The 12,385-nt window shown below is 58.4% G+C and carries 12 protein-coding genes and 1 pseudogene; 9 read left to right on the top strand and 4 right to left on the bottom strand.

What is annotated here, in order from left to right:
• The first annotated feature begins 392 nt into the window (after nucleotides 1–392).
• The 3 genes and pseudogenes from ACKWRH_RS33800 (at nucleotide 393) to ACKWRH_RS33790 (ending at nucleotide 3,916) form a co-directional block, all read left to right on the top strand.
• On the top strand, nucleotides 393–1,370 hold the full coding sequence (locus ACKWRH_RS33800; RefSeq protein WP_445217048.1) for a helix-turn-helix domain-containing protein: 978 nt from the start codon (nucleotides 393–395) through the stop codon (nucleotides 1,368–1,370).
• Nucleotides 1,371–3,017: 1,647 nt separating this feature from the next.
• Nucleotides 3,018–3,286 (top strand): annotated as a pseudogene (locus ACKWRH_RS33795) (IS110 family transposase); the annotation flags it as partial.
• A 360-nt stretch (nucleotides 3,287–3,646) separates the two neighbouring features.
• Entirely contained in the window at nucleotides 3,647–3,916 is a 270-nt protein-coding gene (locus tag ACKWRH_RS33790) for a DUF2934 domain-containing protein (RefSeq protein ID WP_445217047.1), read from the top strand.
• On the opposite strand, the gene ACKWRH_RS33785 is transcribed toward ACKWRH_RS33790, so the two are convergent.
• Nucleotides 3,902–4,093 carry a hypothetical protein gene (locus ACKWRH_RS33785; RefSeq protein WP_445217046.1) on the bottom strand — a complete coding sequence of 64 codons (192 nt, stop codon included), beginning with the start codon at nucleotides 4,091–4,093 and terminating at the stop codon, nucleotides 3,902–3,904. The two genes, ACKWRH_RS33790 and ACKWRH_RS33785, sit on opposite strands and share 15 nt — an antisense overlap.
• Before the next feature lie 323 nt (nucleotides 4,094–4,416).
• Between ACKWRH_RS33785 and ACKWRH_RS33780 the strand changes: the two genes are divergently transcribed.
• Nucleotides 4,417–4,650: a hypothetical protein gene (locus ACKWRH_RS33780; RefSeq protein ID WP_445217045.1), complete on the top strand. Its 234-nt coding sequence runs from the start codon at nucleotides 4,417–4,419 to the stop codon at nucleotides 4,648–4,650.
• A 123-nt stretch (nucleotides 4,651–4,773) separates the two neighbouring features.
• On the opposite strand, the gene ACKWRH_RS33775 is transcribed toward ACKWRH_RS33780, so the two are convergent.
• Nucleotides 4,774–5,001, bottom strand: coding sequence for a hypothetical protein (locus ACKWRH_RS33775; RefSeq protein ID WP_445217044.1), 228 nt, complete (start codon nucleotides 4,999–5,001; stop codon nucleotides 4,774–4,776).
• A 317-nt stretch (nucleotides 5,002–5,318) separates the two neighbouring features.
• Between ACKWRH_RS33775 and ACKWRH_RS33770 the strand changes: the two genes are divergently transcribed.
• From ACKWRH_RS33770 to ACKWRH_RS33755, 4 genes are all read left to right on the top strand, one after another.
• Nucleotides 5,319–5,555: a hypothetical protein gene (locus tag ACKWRH_RS33770; RefSeq protein ID WP_445217043.1), complete on the top strand. Its 237-nt coding sequence runs from the start codon at nucleotides 5,319–5,321 to the stop codon at nucleotides 5,553–5,555.
• A 184-nt stretch (nucleotides 5,556–5,739) separates the two neighbouring features.
• Nucleotides 5,740–6,774, top strand: coding sequence for an IS110 family transposase (locus tag ACKWRH_RS33765; protein WP_445216185.1), 1,035 nt, complete (start codon nucleotides 5,740–5,742; stop codon nucleotides 6,772–6,774).
• A 453-nt stretch (nucleotides 6,775–7,227) separates the two neighbouring features.
• Nucleotides 7,228–7,854 (top strand): LysE family translocator, encoded by a 627-nt coding sequence (locus ACKWRH_RS33760; RefSeq protein WP_445217042.1) that lies wholly within the window; start codon nucleotides 7,228–7,230, stop codon nucleotides 7,852–7,854.
• 210 nt (nucleotides 7,855–8,064) lie between these two features.
• On the top strand, nucleotides 8,065–8,604 hold the full coding sequence (locus ACKWRH_RS33755; protein WP_445217041.1) for an HXXEE domain-containing protein: 540 nt from the start codon (nucleotides 8,065–8,067) through the stop codon (nucleotides 8,602–8,604).
• A 224-nt stretch (nucleotides 8,605–8,828) separates the two neighbouring features.
• Here ACKWRH_RS33755 and ACKWRH_RS33750 read toward each other — a convergent pair whose 3' ends face one another.
• Nucleotides 8,829–9,593 carry an outer membrane protein gene (locus tag ACKWRH_RS33750; protein WP_445217040.1) on the bottom strand — a complete coding sequence of 255 codons (765 nt, stop codon included), beginning with the start codon at nucleotides 9,591–9,593 and terminating at the stop codon, nucleotides 8,829–8,831.
• A 659-nt stretch (nucleotides 9,594–10,252) separates the two neighbouring features.
• Nucleotides 10,253–10,873: a LabA-like NYN domain-containing protein gene (locus tag ACKWRH_RS33745; RefSeq protein WP_445217039.1), complete on the bottom strand. Its 621-nt coding sequence runs from the start codon at nucleotides 10,871–10,873 to the stop codon at nucleotides 10,253–10,255.
• A gap of 1,195 nt (nucleotides 10,874–12,068) precedes the next feature.
• Here ACKWRH_RS33745 and ACKWRH_RS33740 point away from each other — a divergent pair.
• Nucleotides 12,069–12,275, top strand: a complete 207-nt coding sequence (locus ACKWRH_RS33740) for a cold-shock protein (RefSeq protein WP_445217038.1) — start codon at nucleotides 12,069–12,071, stop codon at nucleotides 12,273–12,275.
• Nucleotides 12,276–12,385 lie beyond the last annotated feature (110 nt).

Raw genomic sequence — 12,385 nt, 5'->3', positions numbered from 1 at the left:
TCGTGCTGCAGAACTTCTGCTCGCGGGTCGATGAGCCCGAGCAGTCGCGAACAGCGTTGTAAAGTTTGACTTGGTCTTGCAACCTGCCAGGGATTTCCAAATAGGATCCGATGGCAGCAATTTGAAATAGAGCCATCACAATCATCCCCTCAAAGGAGATATTTGCACGCGATATTCGCAATCAAAGATTGTCGCAATTTTCCGGTCGCCACGTGAGCCAGTTCACATCAACATCAATCACAGGTGAACGAGACTAGCAGACAAGCGATGTAGCTTCTTGGAGGCCTGCGTACCTCAAGGGACGGTCGGTGCGCAAATTGCAAAGTACGGATACCGACAGCTGGCCTTTCGCTGCATTTGAACCCAATGTCTTATCAAGGCTGGAGGTCCCCATGTCTACGGACGCAGCCGATTTCGTATCGCATCGATTTTCGACGCGCGAACATCCGGAGCGGATGCGACTTCCACTATGGCGCGAGAGCTTTGTGCGGGGGATAGTCCACGTCGATGTCGAGCCTCTTGCGAACATTCCGTTTCAAGTCGACGCAACGCTGCAGGCGATCCGCAGTTTGCGCAGGCTCGCACTGAAAGGCTCGCCAATGCGCTTCCAGCGCTTGCGGACGAGCATTGCCGACGGTGACGACTCGATCGGCCTGATCGTCTCCTCGCCCGGCAAAAGTCAGCTGACGCAGCGGGGCCGCGACGTCGAGCTTTGCGCCGGCGGCGCAGTCTCGATTCTGCATTCGGAGCCCGCCACCGTCACCTATGTCGACGGAATACTATTCGGTCTGGCCGTGCCCCGCGAGGCGCTTGCGCAGCGCGTGACGGACATCGAGAGCCTCGCTATGCGACCGATCCCTCAGCGAAATGAACCGCTTCGTCTCCTCATGGCCTATCTGAAGTCGGCATTCAAGGAGGGGGCTCTGGCCGCCCCCAAGCTGCGTGAAGTCGTCATGGCTCACACCTGTGATCTCGTAGCGCTCGCAGTCGGCGGGTGCGCTCCCTTGGGCGAGAGCGATGCGAGTGCGGTCGTGGCCTCGCGCCACAGTGCCGTCCTCGACTACATCGCGACACACTTTCAGGAGCCCGGGCTCAGCGTCGAAACGGCCGCTCGCTGCCAGGGCATTTCACCTCGCTATCTGCAGCGCCTGATGGCGCTGTCAGGATCGTCGTTCACCGGGCACGTGAATGAGCTACGTCTGCAACTTGCGCTCAAATTGCTGACCGAGGCGCGCGCCGGTGCGCAACTGATTTCCGATATCGCCCTGGAGGTGGGTTTCTCGGACGTTTCGCATTTCAATCGCCTGTTCCGAGTTCGCTTCGGCGATTCGCCGCGTGGGGTTCGCTACATCGGCAGGGATCGCGGCTGAGCGATGTGCTCTTGATCGGCCCATGCGCGAGATGCTGCTACCGAATGTCCGCCTCGGGGGTCAGAAGGGGCACCGGCGGGGCAGGGGCGTCAAGCCCTGAAGTCCGCTAAGGGCTGGCCCTAAACGGACGGTCGGTCGGCACTAAAGCGCCCACGGGTAAGCCCCATTGGCATAATTTTAGTTGGCGGACGCTCAGTTTCGGACTCGCTATGTCGGCCAGTTAAGTTCAGCATAGTTCCATTGCTGGACCTAGCAAGGCACACCGGCACCTGAGAGACCATTTGCGCTCCCGCCGTCAGGGCAAAGGGAGTGTTGTCATGATCGAACATCCCATTTCGCCTCCTATTCAACCCCAGCTCGTATCTGCCTTGTCGTTGCTGTCATCGGCGGCACCACTCGTCGCAGTGGCGATCATAAGCGTTTATTTCACGCACAAATTCACCGGAGCAACTCGAAATGCCACTTAACCTTGGGAAGGGGCCACCAAAACAAGAGTACCGTGCATACATCTTGGGCCTCGATGGACATATCGAGCTTCGCATCGATCTAATGTGCAAGGACGAAAGCGAAGCAAAGAGACGCGCCAGATGTCTGGCAGACGGCTGCGACGTGGAGCTCTGGAGGCAAGATCAAAAGGTTGCGGAGTTTAAGAGTGAGTAACGCCGCCTCGGTAGGCGGCCCCAAACTTCCGCTTAGTGACCCCGAATGGACATTCGGTCCGCGCGGCGCGTTTGATTAGCTAAGCGTCCTTGCGATCAGATGGGATTAGGATCAATGCCGCCTATTGGCCCTTCAGAGACTTGCCGACCTCCACGGTGAATGTCCGCGTTCGAGTGCAAAGCGGAAAAAATATACTCGCACTGAACTCTTCTCAGTTTGCCCTGAGCGGGCGCTCGGCGAGGTTTCACTCCCCTTTCCCCCCGGGGCTGGGGCAGCTTGTCTCTCCCCTAGAATTCCCAGTTGTTGTTCGTTTTGGCACGAACTGCACAGGCTTTCGGCCTTAACCTGAGTTGGTTTAGGTCATGGGCAGTGAGCTACTGGTGCGTGTGGTTGCTGTTGCGGCGGGTGTCTTCACCGTGGCCGCCGTCTCGGTGCTGATCCTCCACCATTGATCTATCTCAATTCACTTCCCGCTCTCAGGTGCCGCTTGGTATGAGCAATTAAACCCGTAGCGCGAATGCGATCAGGGATGCTCAATCGATGGTTTGGGCTCGCTGGTATCGGCCTGCTCGCTATGCTTTTTGCCTGAGCTGCCTCCAGCTGAGAGGGGGAATAGCAGATGAGAGTTCGGGAGCTCGTGCAAGCGCTTCAGGCGCTGCCCGATCAGGATGCTACGGTGGTTATCGGCGAGGGGAGTAAGCCTGACGAGTGGCTAATTGTATCGGGTTTAACGCCGCGCAGGATTGTTCGATTGGACGATGACCGCGCAAAGCCCGGAAGCGATATGGCAGTTGAGATAGTTTAGATCGACAACTGCGGCGACCCACGACACGCTCGACGGCTGCAACTTAAGGCGACCGCTTCCAGTTAACTTGCAAACTTTCCGCGACTTCCGCTTCCGATGCTGTGGACGGCTCCGCCACCGGCGCGAGAGCGCCAAGGGCCGTTTGAGGCTCCCACGATTCGGAGGAGCAGCCTATTTAGTCAATTTCGACAATCGGTCTGGATATCGCGAAGTCGGTCTTTCAAGTGCATGGCGTTGATGCAGCCGGCCAGGTGGTCATCCGTCGTCAGTTAAAGCGCCAGCAGGTCGTGGCGTTTTCCAGAAGTTGCCGCCATGCCTGGTCGGGATCAAGGCTTGCGCCTCATCGCATCATTGGTGCCGCGAGCTGCAGGCGTTGGGGCATACGGTGCGATTAATGCCTCCGGCCTATGTGAAGCCCTACGTTAAGCGACAGAAGAACGACAGCACGGAGCGCGTCTAGTTCTTTTTTCCAGTCCATCGCTTCGCTCCCCGCGACACTGTGGAGCAGAGGCGAGGGGTCAAACATTGTGGTTAACGGGCTTGCAGGGTTAGCCGCCGTGGGCGGGGCCTTCGGGGATTGGAACCGCTCATTATCGGTCGGGTTACCTAGGCGGCCCTGCTAGCCCCAGGACGAGCGCCCGCCGCCAATGAGTACGGACATGGGGCGAGCAGAATTAGACGAGATACGCGCTCGCGCCTACAAGCTTTGGGAGGAGGCCGAGAAGCCTAATGACCGGATGACGAATTTTTGTTTCAGGCCGAGCAGTCGCTGAAGACACCGGACACTCTTTGACTAGCGTGCGAGTGCGTTATGGATTACCTGCCTGAACTTCGGCGACTAGAGCATCAGCTTGATTTGGCGCATCGAGCGGTCTCACTCATTGCCGATGGAGCGACCGTAGAGCGGCTCGAAGCTTTCGCTTGGGAGATCAGCGTGAGACTTCGCAGACTAAAAGCGGAGAGCAAAGAAGAGCAAATCAGGATGCGGGCGCACGAGCTTTGGGAGCGCGCGGGGCGGCCCGGGGGGAGGGACCTAGAGTTTTGGCTCTCGGCAGAACGCGAACTGTTAGACGGAGCGTAAGGTGAAAATGGTACGCTCGGGATGCGCGCCCGCGATCAGAACGATATTCGGCAGCACGCGTGGCAGCCACGGCATCTTCCATTCCGTGGTTTCTGCGAATATCCTCTGCATATCGACGCAGATATGAACTGCGTTCTGTCCAAGACTTCCCCAGCGAAGGTCGTCGTTCTTTGCCATGGCCCTATCCTCAAACGCCAGCTCCAACGGAGCGGGGCGGAGCCTGGTTCCTGTCCATAAATGGGTTGCGCCTGCGGCAATGAGCGGGGATTAGCGGTCAAGGGTGCTCTTCGCACGAGCGCGAGCGAGCTCGCCTTTGACGGCTGCAGGGGGCGAGTCCCGGCTTTCAGCGCGAAGGATCGTCACCGGATGGCCGGGACGAAGACCCGGGCGCGGCACGCGCTAGAGCCTGGCCGGCTGCGCACCATCCGGCGCGCCCATCTCCAGAACGGAACCCTGCGGCTCCGCTTGTAGTTGGATGAGAACACAAGCTGGGGATTGGAATGAAGCGCATTACAAAATGGCGAGCCGCCGCCAGACGCGAACTAATCGAGACCAAGGGCGACAAGCGTTACATCCGGCGCGACGCGAAAGGCCGGATCAAAGAGAGCGATAACGTCGGTCGCTCGCTTTCGCAGGACAAGCGCACCAAGGCAAAGAGAGCCGCCAAAGCGGGCCAAGGCGACCGCAAGCCTGCAAAGGCAAAGTCACGGAAAAAAACGGGTGCGCGAAAGTAGCGGTATATTAGATCTTTTGGGAGGGGTCAGCGCAGCAAGCAGCCATCGCGCTGCGACGCACCGTAGAAGCTGCAGAACCGAAGGCACAAATCATATTAGCCTCCAGCATCCGCAGCTTGGCTTCTACTCCGGTGGTGCAGTCTTTCGATCTCGAAATTGCTCAAGCTTCGCTATTGCATTGGTCGCCAGCACGCCCCGTGTGGCGGGGTAGAGATCGATCACCTTCCGCACCTTGTCGACGCTCCAGCATAGCGCCTCGGCGATCTCCGGGGCCGTTGCGCCGGCATCAGCGAGCAGCGTCGCGGCTGTGCCGCGGTTGTCGTGGAAATTGGCCAGCGCGCTTTGACGCATTCGGCGTTCTTGTCGTTAGCTTCGGCCTCGGCCTGGAAGGGCCTTGCCGTCGCCGAGCCCCTCGCGGACATCGCGTGCGACCGCGCGGACCGTTTCGTTGGCGGCAGCGAAAGTTGGGGTTTGGGTTTGGGATGGCGTGTCAGTCATGGCGTCCTCCTCGAGCGATAATGAACCGTGGAGAGCCTGGTTCCTCTAGAACTGACGGGGTCTGCTGTGCCTTACTGTGTGCGACAAGACGGCATGCTGTTCGTCTCGAGCTTTAGGAACGAGGCAATAACGCAACGTATTGTCAGAGGAAGTGGCGGCGGAGCCTCGCAATGATCAGCGTGTCAAGGAAAGATCTGGTGCTGATAGCACTGCAGGAGATCCGGAGCTTTCCGGGGGGCGAATTGGTCATCGCGGTCGAAATCGAATGCGACGAAGGTTATCCGAACGACATGAATTGGCGTTTGGACGTTACTGCGGCCGATAACGCCGACATAGATCGCATCGAGTATGCCGCTCGGACGACAACCGCAAGATTAAAACGTCGATACATTTTCCGGGGGCACTGAAGATCGATCGCGAGAACTTCTTGAGCTGGTTTGCGCAATAGGGAGGAGCGACCGATGCCAAACTTAGATGCGGTAATGGGCCCGGCTCCGAGCAAGGGGTCATGATGGTGGCTGTCCCCCGATAGATGATGAAACGGGGTCACGATTTGAGTCGGCCCCAAGCATCTGGAGACGGAGGACAGCCGTGGACAATTATGCCGGAATCGACGTGTCATTGGAACTGTCGAGCGTGTGTGTTGTGGACGCCCAGGGTAAGATCCTGAGGGAAGCAAAGGTCGCAAGCGAGCCCGGCGCCTTAGTTGAGCTTTTTGAGGCGCTCGGCTTTGCAGTGAAGCGGATCGGGCTGGAGGCTGGGCCGCTGTCGCAATGGCTGCATGCGGGCCTGAGAGGTGCAGGATTCGAAACAGTTCTGCTGGAAACGCGGCACGTGAAGGCCGCGTTGTCTGCAATGACGGTTAAGACGGATCGGAAGGATGCCCGCGGGATCGCCCAGTTGATCCGGATGGGGTGGTATCGATCGGTACACGTAAAGTCGGTTGACGCGCAAGAGATCCGGGCACTCCTGATCGCACGCAAACAGCTTCTCGGGCGGCTCATCGATGTAGAACTAAGTATCCGAGGGATTTTGCGCGGCTTCGGTCTGAAGGTTGGTCCGGTGACGCGAAGGAATTTCGAAGCGCGGATTCGAGAGCTGGTTGCGGGCCAGGCGACATTGGAGCGCATTGCCGATGCGATGCTTTCGGCGCGATCGACCCTGAAGGCAGAATACGGAAGGCTACACAAGGCTGTGCTGGCAGCTGTGCGTGACGATGCGGTCTGTCGCCGGCTGATGACAGTGCCAGGCGTTGGTCCCCTAGTGGCTATTACCTACAAATCGGCGATTGATGATCCTAAGCGCATTGCAAAGTCAAAGGCAGCAGGCGCGCTGTTCGGGCTCACACCAAAGAAATATCAATCGGGAGAAAAGGACGTCACGGGCGGAATCACGCTGGCCGGCGATGAGACGGTGCGGACGGTCTTGTATGAAGCCGCCAACGTTCTGCTATCGCGTATCACACGGTTCTCGAAACTCAAGCGCTGGGGGATGGACGTCGCCAAACGGCGAGGCTCGAAGCGCGCAAAAGTCGCCCTGGCACGTAAGCTCGCAGTGATCTTGCATCGGATCTGGGTCGACGGCACAACTTACCGATGGGCTGAAGCGGGGCCGATAGCGGCATAGAACAGGCGGAGGAAATTAAGAACGCAACCGGGCTGAACTGAAGCCCAATGCCCGAAGTCCCGTCGCCGGGACGGTGGATCCGGTGAAGCCGTTACACGCCCAGTGGCCGTCGTCTGACGAACCACGCGTATCTAGATAGGCTCACCGCTCCCTCTGACAGCATGATGTGGCGGCCAGGCGTCGACCACGGACAGAAGCATGAGCTCGGCGGCGTGACGTTCACTCGGGAGGCTTGACATCATCGGGCCCATTACAGAAGGGCGTGTACTCATGAACGCCCTGCGTCTGCTTTGAGGCGCAAACCGGAAAGCATTTGCTCAAACTGAAGCTTACGGCTTTTGACCCGAACCAGACGTCAAGTTCCCACCACTTGTGAAGGGACAATTCAGGACTTGCATTGAAAGATCAGGTCTGGCTGGCTCTTGATCTCCAACTGCCAGATTGGGACTTGCCATGATTCATTTCGACACCTTGCTGACCTACATCGCAGTAGTTCTCGGTCTCTTCCTCATTCCGGGGCCCGCCGTCCTCTTGGTGCTCGCGCGATCGTCCGTAGGCGGACATCGCGTCGGAATAGCCACAGGTCTCGGCATTGCCACCGGCGACATGCTTCACACGGCGATGGCCACGCTCGGATTGTCGGCAGTGCTGTTGACGTCCGCTCTCGCCTTCAGCCTGGTGAAGTATGCCGGTGCCGCTTACCTCATCTATCTTGGCATCCGCGCGTTGATGGAACGAGGCGAAGATCTCAAGTTGGCGCAGTCGCGTTTGGTCGACGCACCGCTTGCCTTCCGGCAGGCCGTTCTCGCTGAAGTGCTTAATCCGAAGACGGCGCTCTTCTTTCTGGCCTTCCTGCCCCAGTTCGTGCATCCCGAGCTAGGCTCCGTCGTCGCGCAGCTTGCGGTTCTCGGCCTTGTCTTCGTGATCATGAGCGCGATCTACACGGCGTTGATCGCTCTCACCGCCGGCCAAGTCGCCGGCTGGCTCGCTCGTCATCGCAGCATCGGTCGCTGGCAAGGCCGCGTCATCGGAGCGATCTACCTGGGTCTTGGTGTTCGCATGGCCTTGCAAGAGAGGTAGTCTGGTCAACGGATAGCGCCATCGAGTTGACGGACCACGACGCAAGGTCCGCCTTCCATCGAAGAGCAGCGAGGTTCCGTTCACGTCGCTGTCCGTGTCGGAAGCCGGGAATAGAACGGCAGGGCCAGCCATGATCGGCTTCGTTGTTAGAAACGACCTCGCCCTGATGACCGGCCTCGGGCTGGGCGTCGCCGTCTACGTGGGCGCCAATTGGGCATCGATGCCAGTCCCGCAGCGGATGGTGGTCTTTTCTTCGTCGGGCTGGTGCTGCATCTGTGGGAGGAGGGCCGCTTCCCCGGCGGGTTCGTCGAACTCATCACGGCGCATCTGCACTTCACCGCGAGCAATCGAAATTTCGGCGAGATAATCACCGCGGCCTACGCGCTGCTGATTGCCTTTGTCCCATTAGTTTTTCCGCACGTGATGTTTCTGACTATGGCGACCATGATGCTCGGAATTATGGAGGCGATTATGCATATCTCCATGATCCGGATGTTCCGGCTCGAACACTTCTACTCTCCGGGCCTGGCGACCGCCCTGGTGATCCTTTTGCCGATCTCGCTCTACACATTCGCCTACGTGATCCATTACAATCTGGCGCAGCCAATTTCATGGCTGCTTGCATTCCTCTACATGCTGTTCGGGCTCGCGATCGCGCAGCAGACCGTCGTCAGAACGAGCGGCATGAAATATTCCGAGTTCCTTAGGAACGTCAGAACGGCGTTTTTCAAGCGAGAAGCAGAATCTTGACCACGATTTGGCAATCTCTGACTTCCGCTTGTGGCCCCACGCCGAACAGCGTTCAAGCCATTGAAATGTCGGCTGTGGGAGGTAGAGCAGACGATGGGCAGCACCGGCGTTCACCGCCGCTTGCGACCCATCTCGGACATCGCAAGGATGCAGTGACCTTAGTAATTCATGAACCGCAAAAAAGCCCCGGCGAGCCGGGGCTTTGGTTTGCGCAGATGGAGCGATTAGTATCTGGCCGGAGAGCCGTAACCGCCGAAGCGATAGTTCAACCGGACGGTGACCATGTCGACATCCTGACTGAACCTTTCGCCAACGAGAGTGACACCACCGGGCGTGACCAAGCCTGCACCCACGAAGGTGCGGGTGTCATTCCCCATCCAGAGGTGGTCGTATTCAACACCAACCGTCCAGTTCGGCGTGAAGCCATATTCCCAGCCGACGCCCAAGGCGCCGCCCCAGCGCGTATGACTTGCCGAGTCCAGACCCACTCCGGTGAAGTTGTTGAAGACATCAAGACGATTGTGGGTCACGGCCGCACCACCCTTCACGTAGAGCAGCGAGGCGTTCCACGCCCAACCGAGTTGAGCCGTGAAGAGACCAATAGCGTCGGTTTTCCCTGTGGTCGAAATGAGTGGATCGACTAGGCTGACGCGCGTGTTCTTGATGTCGGCCCAATCGCCCTGCGCTTCCAACCCGAAAACGAACTGGTTGGTTTGCCAGCGATACCCGATCTGTCCGCCGACAAGGCCGCCGGAGCGATCCGCGCAACCACCTGCGACTGTTCCGAGATCAGTTACGAAATCCACGCAACCGCGGCTTTGGCCCCATCCGCCGTTGGCGCCAATGTAGAAGCCAGTCCAGTCATAGACCGGAGAGACAATCGGGGGTGGCGCCTTGGTGTACGGGCGTGCCGCCAAATCAGCCGCCGACGCAGGAGCAGATAGACCCACGGCCATCATCCCGGCCGCGGCAAATAGAAGCTTTTTCATTACGAGAAATCTCCCCAGAAAGAAGTTCAAAAAAGGCGCGACGCCCACTTAAGGAATCGATGCTATCCCGTTCGCCCGCAGGTTGATGTAGCTCAGCCGCAACACTGGGCTCAGATGTTTAGCGGGATTTCTTTATATTTGTTAAGGACTTACAAGGAACCAAATTCCCGGCAAGGTGCATATATTAATAGCGCGGAGTCTTGTGCCCCATTCAAGCCGAGGATTTTGTTGCGGTCATGCGGGCTGTTCGGCCGGTTGAATGCTCCTGACATTGCACCTTGGTACAGTGACCTTAGAGACAGTCCCCTCTGCGCGGCTGCGTGGCTCTTTAGCTCCACTACGGAGATCCGTAATCGATTTTGGATGAAACGATGTGGTCCTCACGTCGCAGCGCGTAAAACGCATCAGCGGCTCTAGGAATTTTCGTTCGTCGCCCCAAAAAGACTTTTGCAACAATATCGCCCCTTAGCTGATCTCGTAGCGCAGCTCGCCGACCGTCACTCTTGACCCCGAAGCGTTCGCAGCGGGCGCCATTCACTAACTTATCGATGAGCTCGGAGGCTTCGGTCTTGTTTAGCTCCTTCTCGGGAAGGGGCTTGTTGGACTGCTCAGCCAAGGTCTCTTGAGGTACGATTCCTAGGCCCCCGTCATCGGAGGGCTCAGCCGCTAGGGTCATTCCCCCTAGGCTCTTGTAAAAACTTTGGCGGATGACCGCGTCCCTCGCCGCGGTCACGCGGGGCGGGGCGTTCGGACGGGTCGCGGCCGAGCTTGGATTGCAGCTCGACGAGGTCGGTGAAGACGTCGGCCTGGCGGCGCAGCTCGTCGGCAATCATCGGCGGCTGGCTCGCGATGGTGGAGATCACGGTGACCCGGACGCCGCGGCGCTGGACGGCTTCGACCAGGGAGCGGAAGTCGCCGTCACCCGAGAACAGCACCATCTGGTCGATGTGCTCGGCGAGCTCCATGGCGTCCACGGCGAGCTCGATGTCCATGTTGCCCTTGACCTTGCGGCGGCCGGAGGCGTCGATGAACTCCTTGGTCGCCTTGGTGACGACCGTATAGCCGTTGTAGTTGAGCCAGTCGATCAGCGGGCGGATCGAGGAGTATTCCTGATCCTCAATGATCGCGGTGTAGTAGAACGCCCGTAACAGCGTCCCGCGGCTCTGAAACTCCTTCAGCAGGCGCTTGTAGTCGATGTCGAAGCCCAGAGTTTTCGCCGTCGCGTAGAGATTGGCCCCGTCGATGAAGAGCGCGATCTTGTTAGTGGCAGAAGGTGACATGGCTGCCGTTTCCGAGCGACCTGCAACGTAATAGCTGAGAGGAAGCTACATCCGCACCGGGAAGTAGTCGGTCGCATTTTATACAGATAGCCACCGAAGATCGTCAGCGCCATGGTGCTTTCGGGACACCCGTACGCAGTCTCAGGAACTCGTGCACTAGCCGAAAGTTGTTCTGTCAGAATTGTAATGTTTGCTGTCTATTCTTGAAGCTCTTTGATGGGGCGCCCAATGGCCTTTGGCGATTTTGCTCTCTTCGACCTTTCGATTTGCAGGCGCGGCCGCACCTGGCGGTGGTTTGTTTCAGATGGATGCGGAAGTCCTCTGTTGGCCGGTGACGAGCGCAGCCGGTCCGCTGCGCAATACATGGCAGCTCGAGCTATTTTCCAGTTACTGTTGACCGCTCCCTATCGCAATCGAATGAGATCCGAGGATGCACCGCCCACGCTGGGCAGTAGACAGGGAGCCCGCTAGGACCCGGCGGGTCGCAGCGCGCATGACCATTGGTGAGTTTTTTCCCCAAGGTTGCAACGAGGCGGATCTCTGACGTGCTGCGGCTCAGGCGCCGCGTTCGGCGCGCAGTGACGCGAAAGACGGAAATGGAGGATTGCTTAGTAGTCACGATGCGAAGCCCACGGGCCGCTGACCGGAGGTGGCATGGCTCCTCCTTGGGCGGGGGCGCCGACGTAGCCCACGTGGTTACCTGGAGCACTTGATCGATCGCAGTGCGCTTCGCTTGAACACGAGCTGACCAGCATCTCCAGCTTGGATTGCTCCTCGCTTAGGCGCCTTTCGACAAACTGGCACTCGCACTCGGTCAGATTAGTTTGCAATAAAAGGCGATAGCGTTGAATATTCTTGCGATGTGCACGCGCCAAATGGTCGTCGATCATCGTGTGCCTGTGACGGATACACTAATCCATTCCATCGTTTGCTTGATGGGGCACGCAACCCGGAGTAGCACTGCAAGACCTAGCGAAGTATCTTCGCCCGTTCTCGTCCACGGTAGTGAGCTTTTCTTTCCCGATCTGTGAACTAGTTCACATTCCCAGCGCCAGGTCGTCGCCTTCAGATCGCTTGCCCGTATCAGACCACTGATTGCTTACACTACTCGACGTTCGCGCGCGGCGGGAATTTTGCTTGTCAGCACCAAGGCGGTCGACCTAGGCTATGCTCATTGTTCAACCAGGAGGCGGACGTGGCGATAGGCATTGTGAAATGGTTTAACCCAACCAAGGGATTCGGTTTCATCCAGCCCGATGACGGCGGCCAGGATGTTTTCGTGCATATTAGCGCAGTGGAGCGCGCCGGCTTATCGGGCTTGGCTGAGGGGCAGAAGGTCTCTTACGAAATTCAAGTTGATCGCAAGCGCGGAAAGAGCAGCGCAGAAAATCTGCGCGTCTGACGGCTTCCGCGACCATAGCGCTGCGGTTTTGATCACTGCACCTTTTGTCCGAGGTCTCTCAGGAGCGCGTGGAGAAAGTCACTGGCATGGTCGTATCGCGCGTTGCCATC

Source organism: Bradyrhizobium sp. Pa8 (assembly GCF_052588265.1).
This window is presented reverse-complemented; position numbering and strand designations above follow the sequence as displayed.

Bases quoted from the DNA above. Each gene is read 5' to 3' on its own strand.
- ACKWRH_RS33800 (WP_445217048.1), top strand. From the start codon at position 393: ATGTCTACGGACGCAGCCGATTTCGTATCGCATCGATTTTCGACGCGC.
- ACKWRH_RS33790 (WP_445217047.1), top strand. From the start codon at position 3,647: ATGGATTACCTGCCTGAACTTCGGCGACTAGAGCATCAGCTTGATTTG.
- ACKWRH_RS33785 (WP_445217046.1), bottom strand. From the start codon at position 4,093: ATGGCAAAGAACGACGACCTTCGCTGGGGAAGTCTTGGACAGAACGCA.
- ACKWRH_RS33780 (WP_445217045.1), top strand. From the start codon at position 4,417: ATGAAGCGCATTACAAAATGGCGAGCCGCCGCCAGACGCGAACTAATC.
- ACKWRH_RS33775 (WP_445217044.1), bottom strand. From the start codon at position 5,001: ATGCGTCAAAGCGCGCTGGCCAATTTCCACGACAACCGCGGCACAGCC.
- ACKWRH_RS33770 (WP_445217043.1), top strand. From the start codon at position 5,319: ATGATCAGCGTGTCAAGGAAAGATCTGGTGCTGATAGCACTGCAGGAG.
- ACKWRH_RS33760 (WP_445217042.1), top strand. From the start codon at position 7,228: ATGATTCATTTCGACACCTTGCTGACCTACATCGCAGTAGTTCTCGGT.
- ACKWRH_RS33750 (WP_445217040.1), bottom strand. From the start codon at position 9,593: ATGAAAAAGCTTCTATTTGCCGCGGCCGGGATGATGGCCGTGGGTCTA.
- ACKWRH_RS33745 (WP_445217039.1), bottom strand. From the start codon at position 10,873: ATGTCACCTTCTGCCACTAACAAGATCGCGCTCTTCATCGACGGGGCC.